The sequence below is a fragment of the Paenibacillus barcinonensis genome (assembly GCF_003217495.1).
Lineage (GTDB): Bacteria > Bacillota > Bacilli > Paenibacillales > Paenibacillaceae > Paenibacillus > Paenibacillus barcinonensis.
Genome location: NZ_QJSW01000001.1, coordinates 403,528 through 426,036, shown reverse-complemented (window position 1 = coordinate 426,036; position 22,509 = coordinate 403,528). Strand labels below are relative to the sequence as shown.

Genomic DNA, 22,509 nt, shown 5'->3' with positions numbered 1-22,509 from the left:
ATTATTGGTATTGACCTGCCAATTGCTGTTCTGCAATTGTTACCAGACGCTTCGTGATGTATCCACCGATCGAACCGTTCTCGTAAGAAGTCATGTTACCTTGGTATCCATCTTGTGGAATGCTGATTCCGAGTTCTTGAGCAACTTCGTATTTCATTTGCTCCAGAGCTGCGGAAGCTTTAGTTACTACCAAGTTGTTGCTGCTGTTGGTTTGTGCCATTGCTGTTCACCTCCTCGCGGTTGGTAAAAGTATTATGTGTCGCCAATACGATTTTCATAACAAAACAGGATCAGGGAATATGTGGTAAAAAGTAAAACGTGGGAAGTGATCTGATTTGAAGTGTCCTTATTGCGGTTATATGGGTACCAAAGTGCTTGATTCGCGTCCGGCCAACGAAGCAAAATCCATTCGTCGTCGCCGTGAGTGTGAGCAGTGTGCCCGAAGATTTACAACGTTTGAGATGATTGAAGAGACTCCACTGATTGTTATTAAAAAAGATGGCAGCCGGGAAGAGTTCAGCCGTGACAAAATTCTACGTGGCCTGATTCGTGCCTGTGAGAAACGTCCTGTCTCGGTGGAGACGCTGGAGATGATGGTATCGGAAGTGGAGAAGTCACTGCGTAATACAGCAGAAGCTGAAGTCGAGAGTCGCCAGATTGGCGAGCTGTTAATGGAGCAGCTGTTTCCTGTGGATGAAGTGGCTTACGTACGCTTTGCGTCCGTGTACCGTCAATTCAAGGACATCAACATGTTTATGAAAGAGCTGAAATCACTGCTGTCCAAAGAAGAGCTGGAGGACTAGTTTCGTGGGGGAAAGGAGAAGAGCAATCCGGGGCTACACTTGATCAGTGCCCGCAGAATGAATGTTCTTCTCCATATGATCTCGGTGCATGAAAAGGGTATTGACAGTCCAGAGGGGATTTTATATGATATAGGAGTCGCCTGCAAAAATGATTTTGAATTAAGCAGGACAAGCTTGAATTACATATCCCGGGGCCTTAGCTCAGCTGGGAGAGCGCATCGCTGGCAGCGATGAGGTCAGGGGTTCGATCCCCCTAGGCTCCATAAGAGTTTGACAAAAGAACGGCAGAGATGCCGTTCTTTTGTTTTTAGTGAAAATCAATCGCACGGTGAAATTCCAAATAAGGTGAGTTGGAGGAGGGCTGTTATATGCCAAAACAGGATAATATGTTAACCATTCTATGGATGTTGAATTCGGGAGAGAAGTGGACTGCAAAACAAATATCCGAAAAGTTAGAAGTAAATATAAGAACCGTTTACCGGTATATTGATGCACTATGTTCTAGTGGAGTGCCGATCATATCCGACGCGGGTCATCATGGTGGCTACAGTCTACTGAATCATTTTATTAGAGCGCCTCTGCTATTTGATATGGAAGAAAAAAAGACACTTCTTCATGCTGCTGTTTTTGCAAAAGAAGCTGGGTACCCATTGACTGAGACATTAGAGAATGCGACAGCCAAGTTGAAAATGTATTCGAATGAGCAACAAGAGAGCACACTAAACCAACAATTATCTGGATTTGAAGTAATAAACCGCATGGTCAGCCCTTCGAGTCAGCTCGTATTAGCGGATTTGGAGCATGCTGTAGAAAAGGAAATCTCTGTAGAGATGCTTTATCGTACAAGCCGGGAAGAGAAGCCAAAGAGCAGGATAATAGATCCTTATGGAATTGTCTACTGGAACAATAAATGGTATACGGTTGCATTTTGCCAACTAAGAAATGAAATACGGAGTTTTCGGGTAGATCGGATTTTACGAATCAAGCGTACTCAACTCATTTTTAAGCGTCCTGAAGCTTTTTCTAGCCGTAAATTTTTTATGAAAAACCTGTTACCTGATCTTGTGGGTAAGGAAGGGTTAGTTTCTTTAAAGATTGAAGGCAGGCCAGAGGCATTAGACGAGCTAAGCATGCATTGGTTTTTAGGGCATCATCTGAAAGAGCGAACATCTAATCAAGCCATCTTTTTATTCGAGGAAAAATCCATTCATACTTCTGTCCCTTATTTTCTCCTATCCTATGGTAAATCCATTCGAATAATCGAGCCACAGAGCGTGAAAGACAGACTTGCTGCTATTGCATCAGAGTTAATGCAATATTATCAACACTCATAGCTTCACTGACAGCGGATGTCAGTGAAGCTATTTTATAATGAGATAGTCAGTGATTATCCGATGGATTGTAGTCCTTCATAGATAGAAAAAGGGAGAAATTCAAAATGAAAAGTACAGTATATGTTTATGTTTTTGACAGCATGTCCGATTGGGAAATCGGTTATTTAACGGCCGAGCTGAATTCAGGAAGATACTTTAAAAAGGGGCTGGCTCCAGCACAAATAGTCACCGTTGGGATCGAAAAGTCTCCAGTAACTACAATGGGCGGATTGAAAATAACACCTGACATTAAAGTGGATGAGTGCAGCATTACAAGCATAGATGCACTGATTTTACCAGGCGGAAATACATGGACAGATGTTATTCACAGGCCCATATTAAAAATCTCCGAGATATGTCTAGAGGAAGGGATCGTGGTTGGAGCCATTTGCGGTGCTTCCATAGGACTTGCTCAAGCAGGGTTGTTAGACTCCCGCTCGCATACAAGCAATGATCTGGCGTACCTTAAAATGATTTGTCCGTCTTACACGGGCGAAGAATATTACAAAATGGACGTTGCTGTTACGGATGGAAAGCTGATCACCGCTTCCGGAGTAGCTCCATTAGAATTTTCTGTTCATGTTTTACGAGCGCTAGATGTATTTTCTCCAGAAACATTAGACGCTTGGTATCAACTTAATAAAACTCATGAATCTCAATATTTCTACAAGTTAATGAGTTCAATTCAATGACAGCTCCATTCAAAGATAAACGCCATCACTTAAATGTGATGACGTTTTTTTGATGGATTGACTGGTAGGTCACTCTGCTCACTGGGCGTTGTAAAGTAAGGAGGTTCTCGGAAAGGGTCCTTACAATGGGAAGACTTTAGGTTGTATTGTTTAGCAGGAAGGGGCCGCTTTGTCCTGTATGCGCTCTCACTTAGCGAGGCGTTCGACAAACCTTACAAAGATAGTAGCTACTTCGGCGCGGGTAGCAGTGGCTATAGGAGCAAAAAGATTATCCGGCTTGCCTAATACAATACCGATCTCCCGCAGCGCTTGAACGGCTTCCAACGCCCATGAGCTGATCTCACTTTCGTCTGCGAAGGACTTAGAGTGGCTTTCAGGTATTTCATAGCCCTTGTATTCCATGTAGTTGTAAAGGATCACTAACATCTGCTCGCGTGTCATCGGAGAATGGGGGTCAAACTGGTCTGGGCTTACACCGTTGACTATGCCTTTTTCTGCCGCCCACTCGACTGCCGCCGTGTACCACGGTCCGTCTGATACGTCCCTAAAGCGGGAACCCGTGTAGTCTGCGTGGTTTATGTTCTCCAGATTGGCCAATACCTGCACGAACATTGCACGCGTCATTGCGGTACCCGGTGCGAACGTCGTAGACGTTGTGCCGTTGAAAAGGTCGTATGTGTAGGCGCAATTTACATAGCTGTAAAACCAGTCGTCCATCGTGGTATCCATGAATGGATTGCCTGATACCACGAGGAAGCCGAGTGGGATGGCGTCATTGAAGGCCAGCTCCGCATCCCCACGGATGTTCAGTGACATGTCGTTCTTTAAGCCAAATCTTGCTCCGTCTGGCCCGACCATAACCGTCCCGTCGCTCCGTATCCTCGATCCTTCATGGAGATGCATTTGATTGCCATTTGGCAGGTTTATGTGCGCTTCTTTGCCGCCTACTCTTACCGTTCCGTCGCTCGCAATAATCGAGCCACCAGGAATGGTCACTGTGCTTTTGCTTCTCGGGAGTGTCACTTGGGCGCTCTTGTCCGCCGGAATGGTCGCCTTACCGTTTGAGTCTATTGATGTGCCTTCAGGTACCGTGATATTCGTCCCGCCCTTGGTCACAAGCTTGCCGCCGCCGGGCAGGGTGGTGTTGCCATTTTTGTCTGTGACAGCGGGTTTATCCTTCGGTGTATTTACTGTGTAGGTCAACTTCGACATTCCAGCGTTTGTCCCGGTGCCTGTATTGCTGGTGTTGGGTGTGTTACCTATGTTGCTTGAATTACTGATGTTGCCCGTATTGCCACCAGAATCAGGCAGGGTAGGAGTTGTCGCCGCCGTCGGCATGGTCGTCACACGGATCTCCGCACCGTCGCCCTTGGCGTTCACCGCGATAATCTTGAAGCTGTAGCTTCGGCCGTTTGTCAGCTCCTTGAAGGTATATTGGGTCTCCGCAGCATCCAATATGACTGGTGCTGCGTTGTCATACCACACCTTGTAGCCCAATATTACGCTTCCCCCGTCATCAACAGGAGCAGTCCAGCTCAGTGTGACCCGTCTGTCACCCGCAGTTGCCTTGAAGCCGCTCGGCGTACCGGGCACAACCGCTTTTCTTTGCGCGAACATCCAATCAAAGACATCTGTGTAGTTATTGTTCCAAGCCGGTAAGTTAGAGGACTGCGCGGTGGGAGCCATACTCCAACTTCCCATCGTTATTTGGTTGTAGAGAACCGCTGCTTCAACTTCATGCGCTATATAATCAGCGAGAACAGGTGTGTTATCGGGATTAGGCCTCAGGTTTGGCTGATCAAATTGATTGTAGGGCCACGTAAGCGCCTCATTACTCTCAAAGCGCGAAGCCCTTGCATTGATCATCTTTGGCATATTGGTATTGATGTAGTTATTGAGGTTAGTCTGGTAGCCTCCAACATTATGAGCATTTAAAAACATCCAATAGGCCAGGGTGTTGTGAGCGTTGTTAGTGTTGGCGTTCGGTGAACCGCTTACCGGGGCCATCGGTGCGGCGGCAGCGAAGAAGCCAGGGTGGCTGTTAACTAAGTTATTCGTATACTGTCCGCCCCAGGAGAAGCCTGCTGCGTAAACACGATTAGGATCTACTTCGCCGCTGGCAATCAGGGCGTCTATGACCTTCTTCACATGTTCTGTTGATGGAACTGATACGCCATTATAGGAAATATTCAATATATGGCTGGCGTATTTCTCGGGCTTCTGTGCCATCTTTTTCATTAGAGCGACGGAGCCGTTGGCTGATTTCATGGCCGCTTTTTGGTCTACCCCTGCGTTTGTTCCGCCGCGTGACATGCCATGGGTATAAACGTACAGCGGCAATCCTTTCATCACGTTACCGTTTTCATCTTTGTGAAGGTAGAGCGAACGATTGACTGAATTGTCCGTGAATGTTGCAAATTGATCGAGGATTGGATTCACAACTTTTTCTTGTTCAAAAACGACGTTGTGAAGCGGATTTCCTTCTGTCAATACGATTTCGCCTTTTTGGACAATGGTGTAAACCTGCTTTGTCGAGTTACTGCTGCCATCCAGCGTTGTAGTGCCTCCGCTCTCTGAATAAAACTCAGACTCAACCACGATGTAACGACCGCTCTCCAGTCCGTCCTGATAATCTGGCGAATTGCTTATCGGCCCCAGGTAGCCGCGTACCTTCGGTTCGTCATTAGCGTACACCCTAGTGATCTTGCGTGTTCCTTCGAAGGTAACCGCTTCACCGTTCAGGGTTGTATTCCTAGCCGACAAGGCAAACAAGCGGGGATTAAGCTCGGAGCCTAACGCTGCCTTCCCTTCGCCTAAGTCGATAATGACGGCTGTTGTATACTCGCCACTGGCGAAGTTGTCATTCCATACGATAAAGGGAAGGATCTCCGCGTTCAGATCGTTTTTGAATGTTACATGAATGGTATGATCAGCCTCAATATTTGAAAAGGTATAAGTGCCATCAGATAGATTCACGATCTCGCCGTCTACCGTTGCGGTATCGACAACTTTACCGGAATCGGGGGTAAACGTTATTTCTTTGTTAGAGCCTCGATCTACTCTCAGCACATCGCCGGGTGGGTTCGACATGATTGAGCCGCCCGGTCCGACAGTGGCGGTAATGGATAATCTGGTGTCTAATTCATTGGCTGGGATAAGCTGCAGGCTGTCTGTAAATGAAGCTGAGCTGGTATAAGCTGCGTCTGGAACTCCAAAAGAGGAAACGACTTCATAGCGGTCACCGCCTTGTTCTGTCGAGTTATTGATATAGACCTCAAAGGTAAGCTTTCCCTCCTGTAAGATCAGATTTCTTTTGGGTATTCTCATTTCCACGATATATCCGGTTTCCGTGATCTGGGTCCATGCAGCTCTGCCTGGAGCGGCCTGCCCTGAAAACACCCCCGTGGCGCTGACACGCCATTGGTTTGAGCCCCCGCTTCCATTACCAACATAAAACTCCAGGCTGTCGTACCGGTGATCACCCCCAGCTCCCTGATATAGATTACTGTCATTCACAGCTACGCGGGCATACAGGTAGTCATGATCCCAGAGGATTCTGGCTGTGCCTGTGGCATGGGGTCTTGTGTCGGTGGGCACAGTGCTTTTGTTGATGTGATGCTCCATGGTTTGGCTCCAGAGAGGGTCATTAGACCCGAGTTCGGGAGTTCCAAAAATAGCGGTCGGTGTTTCATTCGCTACGGTTGCGTTCCCGATGTTGTCATTGCCGGCAGCATAGCTCGTAGGCATCAACGAGGCGGCCATAACCAAGCAGCAGATGAGTGCAAGCATTCTGGTAAAACGTGTTGGCATAAATGAAATCCTCCTTATTTTTCGATCCGGTGCGCCATGACTTCACCCGCATCGTATTCGGACACGTTATCGACTGACAAGCGCCCAACTATATATACTATGTCGTGTAAGGATTTCAATACTTGAATTATCAATAGAATTAGATTCGTTCATATGAATGGTGTTGCTGTCTGCACCAATTGCAAAATGAAATAAAAAAATCACTTTATTAACCTGATAGTACATTGAATAGAAATCGTTGATGACGTAATATGAGAAGTTATGTAAGCGTATTTATTTCAGAAGGGGGCGCTAGCGCCTTGAGTTAGGTCGCCTTGCTTTCAAGTTGTGCTATGGGTTGTATGTTTCTGAATATTAAACGAGGGCTCTATATGATCCTATAGGATCAACATATGAAGTTTTTATCTCAGGAAGCAACAGAGGGCAGGACTTTCATGTGTACACTCTGGCGGGAACGGGAGGTCCGACCAAGCATTGGGAGGGCTGGGCATCAATCCAGCGTATACGATCCATAAGTGTCCTGATCCCGATATAGTAGTGATCCCTGGAGGTTGGGGCTCAAGGTACATGACTATCCTGCCGCAACCAGGGATTTCCTTCCTGTCAACGTACCTGCATCATTCCTTTCTTCCATAAATCGTATCGTCATTTCACGTTGTGATGGGATGGATCTTGCCCTTGAGACTTTCGGTGTAGGCCAGGTTTCCATCCTTAGTAATGACGGCAGCTCCGATCTGTTCCATGGCGTTCACCTTGTGAATAATGGAGGCGGCATCTAACCCGAACAATTCTGTCGTATAGATGTCACAATCCAGCGACTTGTCCGCGATAATGGTTAACGAAGCGATGTTGCTTTCCATCGGATAGCCAGTTGTACTGTTGAAGATATGATGGTACTGCTGGCCTTCTTTTTTCAGAACGCGCTCGTATATACCTGAGGTAACGACGGACTGCTCTCGGATGCTAACATAGGCTGCTGCATTTCCCCGGGGCAAAAAGGGATTTTGTATTCCGACCTTCCAGTGACTGAAGCCAGAGGGGGAGTCCCCATGAACAAGCACATTCCCGCCCATATCGACCATAGCGGAGACAGCTCCGTTTTTCTTGAAAAATGCCATCACTTGATCGGCAAAATATCCTTTAGCAATCGCTCCAAGGTCGATCTCCATACCTTTTTTACATAAGTGGACCGTTTGCTGCTCATCGTCAAGCTGTATATGCTGCGGATTCAACAGCTCAAGCACTGCTTTAATATCTGTATCCTGCGGCACACGTGCCTCACGGAATCCAATTCTCCACAATTTGATCAACGGACCAATCGCAATGTTTAGGAAGGAATTGTCATGCAGACTGTGTTCTTTGCCTATCTTGATAAGATCATACAGTTCACTGTCTACCTTGAGCGGAAGAGATGCGGCTTCTTTTTTTAGCATTGCAAGCTGCGAGTGCTCACTGTTGGCACTAAACACTTGCTCATAACGCATTAGCATTTGCGCTGCTTCCTCGGCAAGCTCTTCAGCATCTGCCCCTTTGATATAGAGAGAGATGTTAGTTCCCATGAGCGGAATCGTTCTTGTAAAAGGTTTCATGATAGCCTCCTATATCGCACATTGCTGTCCGTGATTGAGAAAAGTATGGATGAGGTCATGATCTACGCTATTCAGCTTTTTTTCTCCATGATGGGCTATAAAATAATCCAGACACATCTTCTCTACAGGGATGGGATAGATATTATATTCCGAAGGGCACTCGTCAATCCGAATGCTCTCGGGCACAATCGTCAGACCAAGGTTATGCTTGGCAAGCTTCAGCACGGTGTAGATTTCCTTGCTCTCCATGACGATATTGGGCTGCACCTTGTAGACGCTGAGTAACTGATCAATCTGTTTACGGATGGCCGAGCCTTTCGAGGTTAGAATAAGTCGTTGACTCAAAATGGTGCTGATCTCAATCGTGCCCTCCGGGATGACTGCAGCATTTTCTTGATATAATTCGCAGCAACGCGGAATAATGGCCCGGTAACTGTGCCGCCCCCAGCTAAACGAGTTCAGGTTAGGGGAGATGCTGCTTGAATTTTGCCCGATCCAGAAGTCGAGCTCGTTATTCTGGAGGCGCTTCTCATTTTTTTCAGGTAAATCCTCTACAAGATTAATTGTATAGCCCGGATGAAGCTCAAGAAACCTCGGTAGAAAAAGGGGAGTTAAGTAGGAACCAAGGCTTGGCAGAATGCCGATTCGAAACACTTTATTGTCGATATCCGATAAATAAGAGATTTCCCTGATTAGCTTGGCATAGCTGTGTTCAAGTGACGTTAGATACTGATAATAGATTTTCCCCTGCTCGGTCAATCGGTAAGGCAGTTTGTTGCGAGTGATTAATTCACAGCCTAATTGACCTTCAATTTTTTTGATCACCTTGGTCAGGTAGGGCTGAGAGATGTAAAGCGATTGAGCAGCTTTGCTATAATTGCTGTATTTTAGAAGGCTGTCGATGTAACATAAAATATCCTGCGATTCTAATTTAGACATGTCCCTCACCCTTTGTGAAAAAAGTAACAAACTTAGGATTTGAGCTGATTATAACAAATTAGTTATCAAACTGCAATGAATAACTATTAGATTATTGGAGCTTTGATATGTTAGAGTTATGCCGAAAAGATCGAGTCTGACATTTACGAACATCATCTCGAATGACAGAAGGGGGATTACGATGAATTATTTAGCTATCGTAGGCACGAATTCGGATGTCTCCACGAACCGGACACTGCTTCAATTTATGCAAAAGCATTTTGCAAGTGAGGTCAAGATTGACTTGTTTGAAATTAAGGATTTGCCTGCCTTTATTGAAAAAGATGAATTAGAGGATGCTGAAGTTGATATTCCTGTGAAGGTGCAAGACTTGTTGGATCAAATTGCTAAAGCAGAAGGCATCATTATCGCTACTCCTGAGTACGATCATGCGATTCCTGCTGTGTTGAAAAGTGCGCTGGAATGGATCAGCTACACGACTCAAACCTTGAAAAACAAGCCTGTTCTGATCGTGGGTGCTTCCCATGGTTCACTTGGCTCTTCCAGAGCGCAGGCACATCTCAGACAGATTCTGGATTCACCTGAGCTTGGTGCAAGAATGATGCCTAGCAGTGAGTTTCTATTGGGAAAATCACAGAGTGCATTTGATAACAGCGGTAACCTGATCAGTGCTGAGAAGGTAGCGGAGCTTGAGGAAATTTTCAGAGAGTTTGTTTTGTTTACGGAGATCACGACAGAGCTGCTGTCAAAACGGACGTTGAAGAAAAAAACGAAAAAATTTTCCTGGCAAGAGTAGGGGGCTAACTACAATGAAAATCATAGCGATCGTTGGCACAAATGCAAAGAAATCATATAATCGCAGGCTGCTACAGTTCATGCAGAAGCATTTTGAATCCAGAGCAGCCATTGAAATTCTTGATATTACCGATGTTCCGATGTTTAATCAATCCGATAATCAAACGAACAGTGCAATTATACAATCGTTTAACGAAAAGATTATAGCGAGTGATGGCGTTATTATTGCGACTCCAGAATATAACCATTCCATCCCCTCATCTCTCAAAAGTCTGCTGGAGTGGTTGAGCTTTGAGATCCATCCGCTTGCTGGCAAGCCGGTTATGATTATTGGTGCGTCACAGGGAACGCAAGGCTCCTCGCGTGCGCAGCTGCATCTTCGTCAAATCCTGGATGCACCGGGTGTTGAAGCAAACGTGATGCCAGGGTATGAATTTTTGTTAGGCAGTGCCCATAAAGCATTTGACGAATCAGGCAACCTGAACAATGAAGGAACGATTGATTTCCTGGAAGTCTGCTTCCTGCGGTTCCTTCGCTTTGCCAAAATTTCCAATCAGCTCAATCAGGAAGAAGAGTTCACTTATAAACCGGGTGTGTATGAGGTCAATGCGATCGGTCACAGCGGAAATCTGCCGATGAAGGTATCCTTTAGTGAAAATCGGATCGAAAGCATTGATATTGATTCCCAAGGGGAGACCGAAGGCATTGCCGATGTCGTTTTTGTAAGAATCCCGAATAAAATTATCGAAGGACAGACGCTGAATGTAGATGCTCTATCCGGGGCTTCCGAGACAAGTAACGCTGTCATCAACGGTGTCGCCAAAGCGGTCAAGCTCGCCGGAGTGAACCCGGACATTCTGAAAAGACGTCCAAAACCTGCCAGCAGCCAGATGAAGGCTGATGAGGAATATACTTGTGATGTGGTTGTTGTAGGGGGAGGCGGCGCCGGACTCAGTGCGGCTGCTACAGCTTTACAGCAGGGCGCAAGTGCGATTGTGCTTGAGAAATATCCTGCTGTTGGGGGTAACACGATCCGTTCAGGGGGACCTGTTAACGCGGCAGATCCTGTATGGCAACAAAAGTTTAGTGAGAATCCAGGGGAAAGACAAACGATTGAGAACTTGTTAAGTACCGATGAAAGCCTGATTCACCCGGAATATATAGATGATTTCCATGCTCTGAAGGAAGAATTTACTGCTTATCAGGAAAAGTTCGGTACTGAAAAAGCTTATTTATTTGACTCCCCGCTTCTGCACAGAATGCAGACGTATTTTGGTGGCAAACGAACCGACCTGAATGGCACCACGATCTATGGACAGTATGATCTGGTTAAGGTGCTTACCGATCGTGCCCTGGAAAGTGTACAGTGGCTTGAGGATATTGGTGTTGAATATGATAAAAGCATCGTGTTTGCTCCGGTAGGTGCCCTGTGGCGCCGTGGTCACAAGCCTGTCAAAAGCTATGGATCTGCATTTATCATTGCACTTAGCAAATATGTAGAAGACAATGGCGGACAGATTATTACAGACACCCCGGTAAAACAATTGATTATTGAAGATGGAAAAATTGCAGGAGTTATTGCAACAGGGGTTAATGGACAGAAAATCACGGTTCATGCGAAAGCGGTTGTGCTTGCCAGTGGCGGTTTTGGTGCAAATACGCAGATGCTCAAGGAATATAACACATACTGGAGCCATATTGACGATGATATCAAAACAACCAATTCCTATGCAATGACTGGTGATGGCATAGCGCTCGGTAAGAGTGCAGGAGCAGCATTGACAGGCATGGGCTTCACTCAAATGATGCCGGTAGCCGATCCGGAAACAGGTGAGCTTTTCAGTGGACTACAGGTACCGCCAGAAAATTTTGTTATTGTTAACAAAAAGGGAGAACGTTTCGTTAATGAATTCTCTGGACGAGATGTTTTAACCAAAGCGGCGATTGAGCAGGGAAGTTTATTTTATCTGATTGCCGATGACGAGATCAAGAAAACCGCTGCGAATACAAGTCAGGAAAAGATCGACCGTCAAGTGGAAGCGGGCACCCTGTTCAGAGCCGATACAATTGAAGAGCTGGCGCTACAAATCAACATGGACCCTCAGGTTCTCAGAACAACGATTGATAAGTATAACTCTTATGTGGAAGCGGGCTTTGATCCAGAGTTCCATAAGGATACGTTTAGCTTAAAAGTCGAGCAGGCTCCGTTCTACGCTACGCCAAGAAAGCCTGCCGTTCACCATACGATGGGCGGAATCAAGATCGACACCCAAACTCGCGTATTGGATGAAAACGGTCAGCCGATTGCACATCTGTATGCCGCCGGGGAAGTTGCAGGAGGTATTCATGCCGGTAACCGTTTGGGGGGCAATGCCCTGACAGACATCTTTACTTTTGGACGAATCGCAGGTAAAACGGCTGTAGATGAGATCAAATAATGTAGAGAGAGGGTGAAAAGAAGTAAATCCCTCCTTATATAAAATATAATACTAGGTCTCATATCTAAATAACCCGCTATACACAAGGATTTCCGAGTGTAGCGGGTTTTTTCGATGTGAATTTACGTGGCTGTATTTCTTTATTTGCTGTTCCCTCCATTGGAATAGAATAAATTATCCGATTCGGGAAAATATATACTCACATTGAAATTGTGTAACTACTCCACATAACTAAGGAGCATTCAGATGGTCGACGTTATAGATTACCGTGATATGCCCTTCAGCACCGAGCTTGCCGGAAATATAGACATTATTCAAACGATATATAACCATTCTACAGATATCAAAACTAGAACGTTTCCGTTGGCTGGCAGCAAAGAAGCATTTCTCCTGTTTATTGACGGCATGGTTAATGAAGCGCTGCTTGATCTGCATGTGCTGGCCCCGCTCCTGCAAGCTCGCACGGATACTTCACATATTGACTTTGCATACATATGCTCCATCGTTACGACAAGCCAGCTCACCATCGTGACCAGCTTCGAGGATTTGTTAAAGCACATTGCAAACGGATGTGTCGCCTTGCTTGTGGATCAGCTGCCCTTTGGCATTGCAGTCGGTGTAGCTGGGTGGCAGCAACGGGGGATTGAGGAACCCGCGGCAGAATCAATTATCCGGGGACCTCGGGAAGGATTTACGGAAACGCTCAGTGTCAACACTTCGATGCTGCGGCGCAAAATCAAAGACCCTTCACTAAAGTTAAAACCGCTTCAAGTCGGGCGATATACAAAGACGTCTGTCATTATCGCTCATATTGACGGAATCGCTAATCATGCTTTGGTGGAAGAGGTCAGAAGCCGAATTGAGAAGATTGATATCGACGGTGTGCTCGAAAGTGGTTATATCGAGGGCTTGATCGAGGATCACCCGTATTCACCCTTCCCGCAGATTCAAGTCACGGAACGTCCCGATGTAGTTAGTGCCTCCCTGCTGGAAGGGAAAATCGGCATTATGGTCGACGGCACCCCATTTTGTCTCATTGCACCAACGACCTTTTTTGCGATGCTGCAGTCACCGGAAGACTATTATCAGCGCTATATCATTAGCAGTTTTATCCGTTGGCTGAGATTTCTGTTTCTGATTATTTCGTTGCTGCTGCCCTCGCTTTATGTGGCGGTGCTGACGTTCCATCAGGAGATGGTGCCCACGTCGTTGCTGCTTAGCATTGCGAAGTCGCGGGAAGATATTCCGTTCCCCGCACTTGTCGAGGCACTGCTTATGGAAGTTTCTTTTGAGGCGCTGCGTGAAGCCGGCGTACGACTGCCCAAACAGGTAGGTTCTGCAGTCAGTATCGTTGGTGCGCTTGTCATAGGACAGGCTGCTACCTCAGCCGGACTTGTCTCATCACCCATGGTTATGGTTGTTGCCATTACGGGGATCGCTTCTTTTCTATTGCCACAATATAGTGCAGGCATTGCCATTCGCCTATTACGTTTTCCGATCATGTTTTTGTCGGGTATGTTTGGTCTCCTTGGTCTGATGCTTGGTGTCATTGCCATCATTATTCATCTATGCTCGCTGCGCTCGCTTGGTGTTCCTTACCTGCAGCCTCTTGCACCGATGAAATGGAGCGAAATGTTAGACAGCTTCATGCGTGCACCGATCTGGAACAATCGCAAACGGCCAAGCCTGACAGGACGAAAAAAATCAATTCGGCAGTCCTCCTTTAAGCGTTCTGATCATGGGGAAGAAGGGGCTTCCTCATGAACCGCCTGCAGCGTTTTGTTTCATTATTCGTGGGTTCACTGTTACTCTGCCTGCTGCTGGGGGGATGCTGGGATCGCAAGGAAGTGAATGATCTGGCGCTGGTTACCGGTGTCGCTATCGACCAACTGAATGATAAATTTATTGAAGTCAGTGTCCAAATATATATTCCCCAAGGCTCAGGACAGGGGAGTGAGGCAGTTGGACAGGCAACGGGCGGAACAGGAACGACTTTTGTGCAATCTGCTTATGGTGTGAATATTGCGGACGCATTCTCTCAGCTTCAGATGAAATTTTCACGGAAGATTTTCTGGGGGCATGCGGAGGTCTATTTATTCGGTGCTGCAAAGGTTGAGCGGGGGTTAAAGGAAGACATGGATTTCTTCATGCGGGATTCAGAGCCACGCGAACGCGCATATATCTTTGTCAGCAAAGGAAAAGCGAAAACGATATTGGAGAAACACTCCATTTTGGAGCGTAATACATCTGAAGTTTTGCGTGAGATGGCTGTTAACAAAACGAGCATCAATTCGTCGATGGCACATTTAATGGAGATGCTGGAGGATGAGAGTAATACGGCCCTGCTGCCTTGGGTAGAACTGATTCAAGCACCCGGCGAGAAAGATCCAACCAAAGGTGTAGGTTACATTAATGGAACAGCCATTTTACATGACGGTAAACTGATTGGCATAGCCAACGATCGGGTGACCAGAGGTATCATGTGGGCCATAAATGAGATGAATAATACGATCATTACGATACATCCAGAAGATTTGCAGGGCACCATGTCGGTTCAGCTTCTGCGGAATCGTTCAAGAATTGTACCCGTTTATAAAAACGGGGAGTGGTCCGTTACAATCCATGTGCATAGCAAAAATCAGATGATTCAGAATACAACGGAGATTGACATTGATCAGAGCAGTGGAAGCCTGCGCAAGGCGGAGAAACAGCTTGCAGAAAATATCGAACAGCGTATTCACCTGGCAATGGATGAAGCCAAGAGTAAATATAAAGCGGATATTTTCAATTTTGCAGGAGCTTTTCACCGTAAATATCCTCGTTTATGGAAAAAACATGAGAAGGAATGGCATACTATTTTTCCGCAAATTAAGGTGACGGTAAAAGCAAAAGCGGATATTTTACGCCCCGGCATGTTTAATACTCAACAATTTAAATAGAGGGGGCAGGTTTGAATGAGCAAGGAGAAAATAAGTGGCAACCAAATCTTTTGGATGATTTCCACGATGCAGATTGGCATGACCATTTTGCTCACTATAAATCCGTCCATTGCTGCTGCCAAGCAGGATGCCTGGATATCTATTTTGTTCTCCAGCATGTTCTCAGTGGGGCTGGCCTATGTGTTGACACGCATTAGCATTATGTATCCGAATGAATCGCTAATCACCTACGCCCCTAAAATAATGGGTAAGTTTCTGGGGCATGTGATCATTCTGGTGTATGTGCTCTATTGGTTCACCGTGCTGTCAATTATTTTGAGACAATATGGCGATTTTATGATTGGTACGATTCTTCAGCTTACACCGGTCGTTATCCCTATTGCTGGCATGCTCGTTGTAGCGGCTTATGTATCGTATGCCGGCATTGAAGTGCTGGCAAGATGCAGCGAGGTTCTGGGACCTCTCATCCTGCTTGGCATAATGGTGCCTCTGTTACTTAATATTTCAGATATCCAGGTTCACAACCTGCTGCCAGTGATGTCTGACAATAGCCTGTTGGTGCTGCTGCAGGGAGCACTGCCAACCGCTTCTTTTTTGGGTGATAATATTTTGCTCATGATGATTCTTCCTTTTGTTGCTGATCCACGTAAAGGTGTAAAGGGAGCTTTGCTCGGCTCCGTTATAGCGGGTCTTTTCACACTGTTTTCCGCGATGGAGTGTATTGCCATCTTCGGTGATTCGACGGCAGGCAGACAAACGTACCCGTTTCTCAATTTAGTCCGCTTTATCTCCTTTGGTTTTCTGCAAAATCTTGATGCGATCGTTATTGCGATCTGGATTATGGGCATTTTTATCAAAGTGTCGTTATATCTGTTCGCAGCCTCTTATGGGACTGCACAGTGGTTTGGAGTCAAACGCTGGCGTATCCTCATCTTTATCGTTGCTCCCGTTGCTATTGTGCTCTCCATGCTGCCACGGAACTTTGTGGATAGCTCAATCCTTTTTCCCAAGCTTGTAGCGGTACCGATTATTCTGCCCTTCAACTTTATTTTACTGCCGCTGCTGTTGTGGATTGTGGGAACGATTCGTAACCGAAAAAGGAATAGCGGGAAGAAGAAGGCGGCTGTCAATTGACTAAGAAAAGGTTCTGTTTCTTAAACAGTTACGTATAGGTGTAGAGGGGGGGCAGGTACTGGTCCGGGCTGTATCTGCTTTTTGGATAATTGATTATGGGGAATGCATTACATTTGCAAAAAAAAAATATGTAAACGCTTTATTTTTTGTAGACAATAGGACGTATCTGATGATATATTGTTTCTGCAAGAAATTATATTATTTTTAATAAATATTATAGTAAAGGTGTTCATGTAGGGCTTGAAGGAAAGGATATCTCGGGAGCTCGGACTTGCACACTACAAAAAGGACGGGATAAAGATGACTAAAAGTGAGACAACGATTCAATCCTTTGACGGTACGCAGCTTTATTTTAGCAAGGATATAGTAGAGAATGCCAAGGCGGCTGTAGTCATCGTACATGGTTTGGCCGAGCACGCCAGCCGCTATGATTATGTGACGGAGAAGCTAAACAATCGTGGATTTAACGTGTATCGTTTTGATCATCGAGGTCATGCCAGATCCGAGGGACCACGAACATTTTACAGTGACTTTCATCATCTGATTGACGATGTAAATGTTATCGTTGAGGCAGCATTGCAAGAGAGTGGTGACACTCCACTGTTTGTCATTGGACATAGCATGGGGGGCTTCGCTACCTCCTCGTTTGCAACGAAATATCCGGGCAAAGTGAAAGGCATCGTTTTATCCGGAGCACTTACCCGTTACAATACCAAGGTGGCTGGGGAATTGCCGATGGATTTGCCCGCAGGCACCTATTTCCCGAATGAACTTGGCAGCGGCGTATGCGGTGACCCTGAAGTTGTATCCGCTTACGCGAATGACCCGCTCGTAGAAAAGCAGATTTCGGTAGATTTGTTTAACAGTCTGGGATACGGCATGGAGTGGCTCAAACAACATGCGGAGCAATTTGTTGAACCGGTGCTGCTGCTGCATGGTGCGAATGATGGACTGGTGAGCGAGAAGGATTCTCGTGACTTCTTCGGAGATATCGCTTCCACAGATAAAACGCTGAAAATTTATGCGAATCTCATGCATGAAATCTTTAATGAGAAGGCTAAGGATGAAGTCATCGAGGAAGCTATTGCATGGATTGAAAAACGAATCTGATTTCAGTAGAGTAATAGAGAGAGAATTTGAAGATGAAAGGGATTACGCATGAAATTAGATTGGATGGGTGGGCATCGGGATCTTGTCGAGAAGATCATCAAGTATGGGAATGCTTATTCCAACACCTACAAATTGCAGCGAAGCTACGGCACGGATATGACCTTCTCTGCTTCCCAGATCCAAACGCTGGAATACATCCTTGAAGCAGAGGATCAGGAAGAGAAGATGTCCGAGATGGCCGCACGATTGGGTGTGAGCCGCAGTACCTTTTCGAAAAATGTGAAAAATCTGACGGAAAAAGGCCTGCTTGAAAAATATCATTTAAGCGGCAATCGCAAAGATATTTACGTCAAGCCTTCGGACAAGGGCCGCGAAGTGTACACCAAGTACACTACATTTGTTCGTGAGCTTTGTTTCGATGACATTTTTAGATTGGCAGATCAGATTACGGAGGCAGACAAAAAAAGCTTTATTCGTATCATGGATCTGTTTGCAGATGTGCTCGTCTGGTATGGTGAGAAGGAGCAAGAGCCGCGCAAGCTCATCAGGATTGAGCCGGGCAACGAGTAAGCAACTGCGAAATGTAAGAAGAGGCTTAAAGTGAGCGATCACACTTCATCTGGAGATGTTAGCGAACTAAATTGATTCCCTCAAGGCTGTTATTGGCTTTGAGGGAATTTTTAATGAGGATAGGGAAGCTCTGCGCCCATGCCCTCCGCGTATGTCCGTCATACAGTATAGAATGCCTAATGCAGAAGAGCTGTATAACGATCTATAACGTAGGGAGTGGGATGTGTGAAAACAAACAGCAAAACAAAATTAACCGGGCGTGTCATTTTTCGAGGAGACCCCGGATATGAGGCCGCACGCAAAAATTGGGACCCTCATACCGACAGGTACCCTAAAGTATTTGTTTTTGCCCAAAAAACGAAAGATGTCTCCAATGCGATCCGATGGGCTCGTGAGAACAACGTACCAATCCGGCCGCGGAGCGGAAGACACGCGCTTGAGGTTAATCTTTCCCAAGTGAATGGTGGTATCGTCATTGATGTTAGTGACCTCAATACCATCAAGCTGGACAAAAAAAGTGGAACGGTTGTTGTCGGAACAGGTAATCGAGTGGGACGAATTGCAAATACGCTCGCCAAGCAAGGATTCATCGCTCCTTTTGGTGACAGTCCTACCGTTGGAATCGGGGGGATTACTTTAGGTGGGGGAATTGGACCACTGCAGCGAACTATAGGTCTCATCAGCGATAACCTGCTTGAGGTGGAGATGGTGGATGCGAACGGAAAAGTGATTCTGGCCAACAAAAACCGCAATGCAGATCTCTTCTGGGCCTCACGGGGAGGCGGCGGTGGCAACTTTGGAGTGTACACCCGCTACAAATTCAAAGTCCGGCGTGCTCCAGCGAAGGCTACTGTATATAAAATCACCTGGCCGTGGGCTCAATTCGAAAAGGTACTCAAAGTATGGCAGAAGTGGGCACCCTCGGTGAATACAAGATTGGGCAGCGAGTTGTCCATCGGACCGAAAAAGGGTGGCAATGTCATAATGGAAGGGCTGTTCTTAGGGTCTAAAACAGAGGCTCTCCGTCTATTGCAGCCAATGACGAGTGTGGGCACACCAACCAGCTCGATTGTACGGTTATTACCGTACCCGGAAGTTGTGAAGTTCCTGTTGCTCCCTGATCCAATTGAGACTCAACGGTTCAGTAATCAATTCTCGTCCGGCTTTGGACGAAAACCCTTCCCCGATAAAGCGATTAAATCAATGCGAGCATTTTTGGAGAAGCTGGAAGAGGGTCCAGGCGGATTTTATTTCCTTAACTGGGGAGGCGCCGTAAGTCGTAAATCTCCTAGATCAACAGCGTTTTTCTGGCGTAAAGAGAAGTTCTACGTGGAATGGAACAGTACATGGATCAAGCCATCTCATGCTGCTAAAAATATCGCGCTCGTTCGTCAAACACGCAAAAAATTACAGCCGTACATCGTAGGTTCATACATTAACGTTCCAGACCAGGGCATCCAAAATTCAGGGCCGGTATACTACGGGGGCAACTACGCGAGATTACGCCGGGTGAAGGCCAAATATGATCCGAAAAATGTGTTCAACAATCCGCAAAGCATCCCCCCGGCACGTGGCTTGAAGTGATGTAAACTGCGAGCATCCCTGCGGGATGGATTAGCGGGATGGATTAGAAGGAGCCGATTATGCGGCTCCTTCCAGATATTTTTTAACATAACCTCTCAGCGTGCCTGGGTTCATCAGGTCATCCTTACTTCTTTTGATTAGCCAGCCATTCCATAAGCGATACGGCCTTGCCTTTTATTTTGACAGGCTTGCCATTGAAGTCCCTGGAGATATCATTGTTCAACACAGGAATCCATGACCAATGTCCATTGTACTCATATGGCGCATCGTTGCCATTGCCCTTTTTATACAATCCGCTCGTATCTAACACGTTATCAAAATAAGAATAATGAACATGCTTGGCGCCTGCTGCAATCAAACGCTTGTAGGTAGCCGTTGAAGTCTTGGATGTATCGACGGTCTGATCCGCGCCTGCAGCGGTAAACCAGATCGGAATGTTTTTCAGTGTGGCGATATCCTTTTTACTCAATAGGGCATCATCATAGGCTTCTGCCGAGGGATAAGCTGCTGCAAAATAATCCGGGTTAGCCAGCAGCATATTCAGAGTCATGAATCCGCCGTTGGAACATCCGCCAATGTAGATGCGATCTGTATCAATATCCGCAGCATGCTGCTTCACATACTGTTTAATCAGGGCTGTTAAGGATCGGGTGTACATACTCTTTCCGTCTTTCGTATATTGTCCGGTTCCATCATTCATCCAGAACGTAGGGGTCTGAGGCACGAGTACAGCAGCATCACCGAAATATTTCTGAATGGATTCATCAGCTAATGCAGTGACCTTGTTACCGAGCAGGGCGATTCTTGGATCGGTTCCACCTTCACCCGCACCGTGCAGCCAGATGATCAGCGGTTTTTTGCTTTTCTGTTCCGGCATGTATGAAGCATATGTCAGATTAATCTGACCATACTTGGAATCTTTATAATTGAATTTACCTGATGTATCAAAACGCTCGACACCTTGCTCGATCATCATATGTGGTGTTCCCGGTCTGGTAGTCAGATGCTCAACGGGGTTTCCCGCCTGGTCCTGAAGGGATTTTTGCTGAATAATAGTATATTGAAGGTCTACATATTGATTGGTGAAGGACTGCAGATCAAAATGAAACGGGCTGGCTGTTCCGAGGTCAGGGTGAACTTTCATCTCAATCGTAATATATTGTGCAGTGGGCAGGCTGGTTTTGTTTCCATTCTCGTCTGAAAGGTACGTTCGCTCGATCGTCCTGCTATTGCTGTCTGCTCCGTCATACTTTTGCTGGGTTTCAAAATTAATCATCGGATACTTTCGCTCGGCAAGAACCTTGAACGTATCTTTGGTGAGAGATTTCCCTTCCACAGGTACACCTGTATTCAGAACAACTTTGTAGACAGCAGGTCCCCAATCATACCCTTTGGTAACTAGAGTATAAGAGAGGGGGGAGTTCGTTTCGCTTGAATTGTTTGCGCTTACATTAGTAGAGACGAGAAGAGTAGAAGTTAGGGCCAGAGCGAGCATACCCGAAAGCAATCCTTTTTTCATGTTCATCATGAATACCTCCCAGTCATTTTTTATGTATACAACGTTATTGTATCACTTCAATCCACGAGTGGGAAATATGACTTCCATTTCCTGTATCAGCAAAGCATGAAAAAGCCGCCCGACATCTTGCCCCGAGCGGCCCTTGTATCATACTGTACGGATTGTGATTGGGTTCGTTAGCATCCTTGGTAGCTTAGTGTTTCACTGCTTCGCCTGCAAATACTTCTACGTTCATTGGTGCAGCCATAAATGCTGCAGCTTGTTGAACAAAAGCCTGGAAGTGAGCACTTGTATTGTGAGCTGCTGTTGCAGCTTCATCTTTCCAAAGCTCGATCATGGTGTAGCTTTGTTCACGTTCTGTGCTTTTCACCAGATCATAGCTAATGTTGCCTTCTTCTTGACGTGTAGCTGCGATCAGCTCTTTGGCAGCGTCCAGAAAAGCTTGCTCTTGAGCGGCTTGTACTTGCAGATGTGCGTGAATGATAATCATTGTGAAAACCTCCAATTAGTTATAGTAAGTGAGTCGAAATGTGTTTCTAAACTTATGCCCAAGTTGTAATTGTGTCTACTGGCAGACGGTAAGAAGGGTGTCCCTCTTTGGCCGATTTACCAATCGAGATCAACATTACCGGCTGATAGCGCTCTTTGTCCATGCCAAACGTTTCAGCGATTTGAGCTTTTTCGTAACCACCGATCGGGTTGGTGTCGTAACCGTGAGCACGCGCAGCGAGCATCAATTGCATGGAAACCAGACCAGAATCAATCAGGTTCACATCACGCAGATCGGAAGCAGGGATATTTTCATAATAAGGTTTAACCACTTTTAACTGCTGATCTGCAACTTCTTTAGGCATATATCCGTGCTCCACTGCTTTACCAAAAATTTCTTCCAAATATTCGGCATTGTTCATATCCATAAACACACCAATCACTGCAGCAGAAGTCAGCACTTGATTTTGGTTAAAGCGGGCAAGAGGGGCAAGCTTTTCTTTACCTTCAGGTGTATCTACAACAAGAAAACGCCAAGGCTGCATGTTGATGGAAGATGGAGCGCGGGAAGCCTCTGCCAAAATTTCAGTCATTTCTTCACGGCTGATCTTCACTTCAGGATCATACAATTTAACGGAACGGCGACCGTAAGTAATTTCGTTAAAATCATTTGTTTTTTGAACTTTGTTTTGTGTTGTATTCATGGAAATCTCTCCTCTATATAT

At 46.0% G+C, this 22,509-nt stretch carries 18 protein-coding genes and 1 tRNA gene; 12 read left to right on the top strand and 7 right to left on the bottom strand.

Translation table 11 applies throughout. The features are described 5' to 3' along the window. Position 1 precedes the first annotated feature (1 nt). On the bottom strand, positions 2-220 hold the full coding sequence (locus tag DFQ00_RS01945; RefSeq protein WP_110893586.1) for an alpha/beta-type small acid-soluble spore protein: 219 nt from the start codon (positions 218-220) through the stop codon (positions 2-4). 115 nt (positions 221-335) lie between these two features. Between DFQ00_RS01945 and nrdR the strand changes: the two genes are divergently transcribed. The 4 genes from nrdR (at position 336) to DFQ00_RS01925 (ending at position 2,868) form a co-directional block, all read left to right on the top strand. Next, positions 336-803, top strand: a complete 468-nt coding sequence (nrdR, locus tag DFQ00_RS01940; RefSeq protein ID WP_110893585.1) for a transcriptional regulator NrdR — start codon at positions 336-338, stop codon at positions 801-803. Between the two features lie 190 nt (positions 804-993). Further along, positions 994-1,066, top strand: a tRNA-Ala gene (locus DFQ00_RS01935). Between the two features lie 105 nt (positions 1,067-1,171). Then, complete coding sequence (locus tag DFQ00_RS01930; protein ID WP_110893584.1) at positions 1,172-2,137, top strand: helix-turn-helix transcriptional regulator; 966 nt, start codon at positions 1,172-1,174, stop codon at positions 2,135-2,137. A 104-nt stretch (positions 2,138-2,241) separates the two neighbouring features. Beyond that, a complete protein-coding gene (locus tag DFQ00_RS01925) occupies positions 2,242-2,868 on the top strand; it encodes a type 1 glutamine amidotransferase family protein (protein ID WP_110893581.1) in 627 nt (208 codons plus the stop codon). 186 nt (positions 2,869-3,054) lie between these two features. On the opposite strand, the gene DFQ00_RS01920 is transcribed toward DFQ00_RS01925, so the two are convergent. The 3 genes from DFQ00_RS01920 to DFQ00_RS01905 form a co-directional block, all read right to left on the bottom strand. Continuing rightward, positions 3,055-6,678 carry an S-layer homology domain-containing protein gene (locus DFQ00_RS01920; RefSeq protein ID WP_110893579.1) on the bottom strand — a complete coding sequence of 1,208 codons (3,624 nt, stop codon included), beginning with the start codon at positions 6,676-6,678 and terminating at the stop codon, positions 3,055-3,057. A gap of 650 nt (positions 6,679-7,328) precedes the next feature. Next, positions 7,329-8,267, bottom strand: a complete 939-nt coding sequence (locus tag DFQ00_RS01910; protein WP_110893577.1) for an FAD:protein FMN transferase — start codon at positions 8,265-8,267, stop codon at positions 7,329-7,331. Positions 8,268-8,276: 9 nt separating this feature from the next. Beyond that, entirely contained in the window at positions 8,277-9,206 is a 930-nt protein-coding gene (locus DFQ00_RS01905; protein ID WP_110893575.1) for a LysR family transcriptional regulator, read from the bottom strand. A 181-nt stretch (positions 9,207-9,387) separates the two neighbouring features. Between DFQ00_RS01905 and DFQ00_RS01900 the strand changes: the two genes are divergently transcribed. From DFQ00_RS01900 to DFQ00_RS01865, 8 genes are all read left to right on the top strand, one after another. Beyond that, on the top strand, positions 9,388-10,002 hold the full coding sequence (locus DFQ00_RS01900; protein WP_110893573.1) for an NADPH-dependent FMN reductase: 615 nt from the start codon (positions 9,388-9,390) through the stop codon (positions 10,000-10,002). Between the two features lie 13 nt (positions 10,003-10,015). Continuing rightward, positions 10,016-12,439, top strand: a complete 2,424-nt coding sequence (locus tag DFQ00_RS01895) for a flavocytochrome c (RefSeq protein ID WP_110893570.1) — start codon at positions 10,016-10,018, stop codon at positions 12,437-12,439. Positions 12,440-12,685: 246 nt separating this feature from the next. Then, positions 12,686-14,203, top strand: a complete 1,518-nt coding sequence (locus tag DFQ00_RS01890; RefSeq protein ID WP_110893568.1) for a spore germination protein — start codon at positions 12,686-12,688, stop codon at positions 14,201-14,203. Next, a complete protein-coding gene (locus DFQ00_RS01885; protein WP_110893566.1) occupies positions 14,200-15,378 on the top strand; it encodes a Ger(x)C family spore germination protein in 1,179 nt (392 codons plus the stop codon). The genes DFQ00_RS01890 and DFQ00_RS01885 overlap by 4 nt, the downstream gene beginning before the upstream one ends. A 15-nt stretch (positions 15,379-15,393) precedes the next feature. Beyond that, entirely contained in the window at positions 15,394-16,512 is a 1,119-nt protein-coding gene (locus DFQ00_RS01880) for a GerAB/ArcD/ProY family transporter (protein ID WP_110893563.1), read from the top strand. 300 nt (positions 16,513-16,812) lie between these two features. Next, on the top strand, positions 16,813-17,622 hold the full coding sequence (locus tag DFQ00_RS01875; RefSeq protein ID WP_110893561.1) for an alpha/beta hydrolase: 810 nt from the start codon (positions 16,813-16,815) through the stop codon (positions 17,620-17,622). A 48-nt stretch (positions 17,623-17,670) separates the two neighbouring features. Continuing rightward, the gene (locus DFQ00_RS01870; protein WP_110893559.1) at positions 17,671-18,192 is read left to right on the top strand and encodes a MarR family winged helix-turn-helix transcriptional regulator; all 522 of its coding nucleotides are present in this window, start codon (positions 17,671-17,673) and stop codon (positions 18,190-18,192) included. 225 nt (positions 18,193-18,417) lie between these two features. Next, a complete protein-coding gene (locus tag DFQ00_RS01865; RefSeq protein WP_110893557.1) occupies positions 18,418-19,776 on the top strand; it encodes an FAD-binding oxidoreductase in 1,359 nt (452 codons plus the stop codon). Between the two features lie 124 nt (positions 19,777-19,900). On the opposite strand, the gene DFQ00_RS01860 is transcribed toward DFQ00_RS01865, so the two are convergent. The 3 genes from DFQ00_RS01860 to DFQ00_RS01850 form a co-directional block, all read right to left on the bottom strand. Continuing rightward, positions 19,901-21,301, bottom strand: coding sequence for a prolyl oligopeptidase family serine peptidase (locus DFQ00_RS01860; protein ID WP_208643738.1), 1,401 nt, complete (start codon positions 21,299-21,301; stop codon positions 19,901-19,903). A gap of 187 nt (positions 21,302-21,488) precedes the next feature. Further along, positions 21,489-21,785 carry a putative quinol monooxygenase gene (locus tag DFQ00_RS01855; protein WP_110893553.1) on the bottom strand — a complete coding sequence of 99 codons (297 nt, stop codon included), beginning with the start codon at positions 21,783-21,785 and terminating at the stop codon, positions 21,489-21,491. A 52-nt stretch (positions 21,786-21,837) separates the two neighbouring features. Next, positions 21,838-22,488: a nitroreductase family protein gene (locus DFQ00_RS01850; RefSeq protein ID WP_110893551.1), complete on the bottom strand. Its 651-nt coding sequence runs from the start codon at positions 22,486-22,488 to the stop codon at positions 21,838-21,840. Between the last annotated feature and the right edge of the window lie 21 nt (positions 22,489-22,509).

Excerpts from the sequence above, each read along its gene's own strand:
- DFQ00_RS01945 (WP_110893586.1), bottom strand. The coding sequence starts at position 220 with ATGGCACAAACCAACAGCAGCAACAACTTGGTAGTAACTAAAGCTTCC.
- DFQ00_RS01930 (WP_110893584.1), top strand. The coding sequence starts at position 1,172 with ATGCCAAAACAGGATAATATGTTAACCATTCTATGGATGTTGAATTCG.
- DFQ00_RS01925 (WP_110893581.1), top strand. The coding sequence starts at position 2,242 with ATGAAAAGTACAGTATATGTTTATGTTTTTGACAGCATGTCCGATTGG.
- DFQ00_RS01920 (WP_110893579.1), bottom strand. The coding sequence starts at position 6,678 with ATGCCAACACGTTTTACCAGAATGCTTGCACTCATCTGCTGCTTGGTT.
- DFQ00_RS01910 (WP_110893577.1), bottom strand. The coding sequence starts at position 8,267 with ATGAAACCTTTTACAAGAACGATTCCGCTCATGGGAACTAACATCTCT.
- DFQ00_RS01905 (WP_110893575.1), bottom strand. The coding sequence starts at position 9,206 with ATGTCTAAATTAGAATCGCAGGATATTTTATGTTACATCGACAGCCTT.
- DFQ00_RS01900 (WP_110893573.1), top strand. The coding sequence starts at position 9,388 with ATGAATTATTTAGCTATCGTAGGCACGAATTCGGATGTCTCCACGAAC.
- DFQ00_RS01895 (WP_110893570.1), top strand. The coding sequence starts at position 10,016 with ATGAAAATCATAGCGATCGTTGGCACAAATGCAAAGAAATCATATAAT.
- DFQ00_RS01890 (WP_110893568.1), top strand. The coding sequence starts at position 12,686 with ATGGTCGACGTTATAGATTACCGTGATATGCCCTTCAGCACCGAGCTT.
- DFQ00_RS01885 (WP_110893566.1), top strand. The coding sequence starts at position 14,200 with ATGAACCGCCTGCAGCGTTTTGTTTCATTATTCGTGGGTTCACTGTTA.
- DFQ00_RS01880 (WP_110893563.1), top strand. The coding sequence starts at position 15,394 with ATGAGCAAGGAGAAAATAAGTGGCAACCAAATCTTTTGGATGATTTCC.
- DFQ00_RS01875 (WP_110893561.1), top strand. The coding sequence starts at position 16,813 with ATGACTAAAAGTGAGACAACGATTCAATCCTTTGACGGTACGCAGCTT.
- DFQ00_RS01870 (WP_110893559.1), top strand. The coding sequence starts at position 17,671 with ATGAAATTAGATTGGATGGGTGGGCATCGGGATCTTGTCGAGAAGATC.
- DFQ00_RS01860 (WP_208643738.1), bottom strand. The coding sequence starts at position 21,301 with ATGAACATGAAAAAAGGATTGCTTTCGGGTATGCTCGCTCTGGCCCTA.
- DFQ00_RS01855 (WP_110893553.1), bottom strand. The coding sequence starts at position 21,785 with ATGATTATCATTCACGCACATCTGCAAGTACAAGCCGCTCAAGAGCAA.
- DFQ00_RS01850 (WP_110893551.1), bottom strand. The coding sequence starts at position 22,488 with ATGAATACAACACAAAACAAAGTTCAAAAAACAAATGATTTTAACGAA.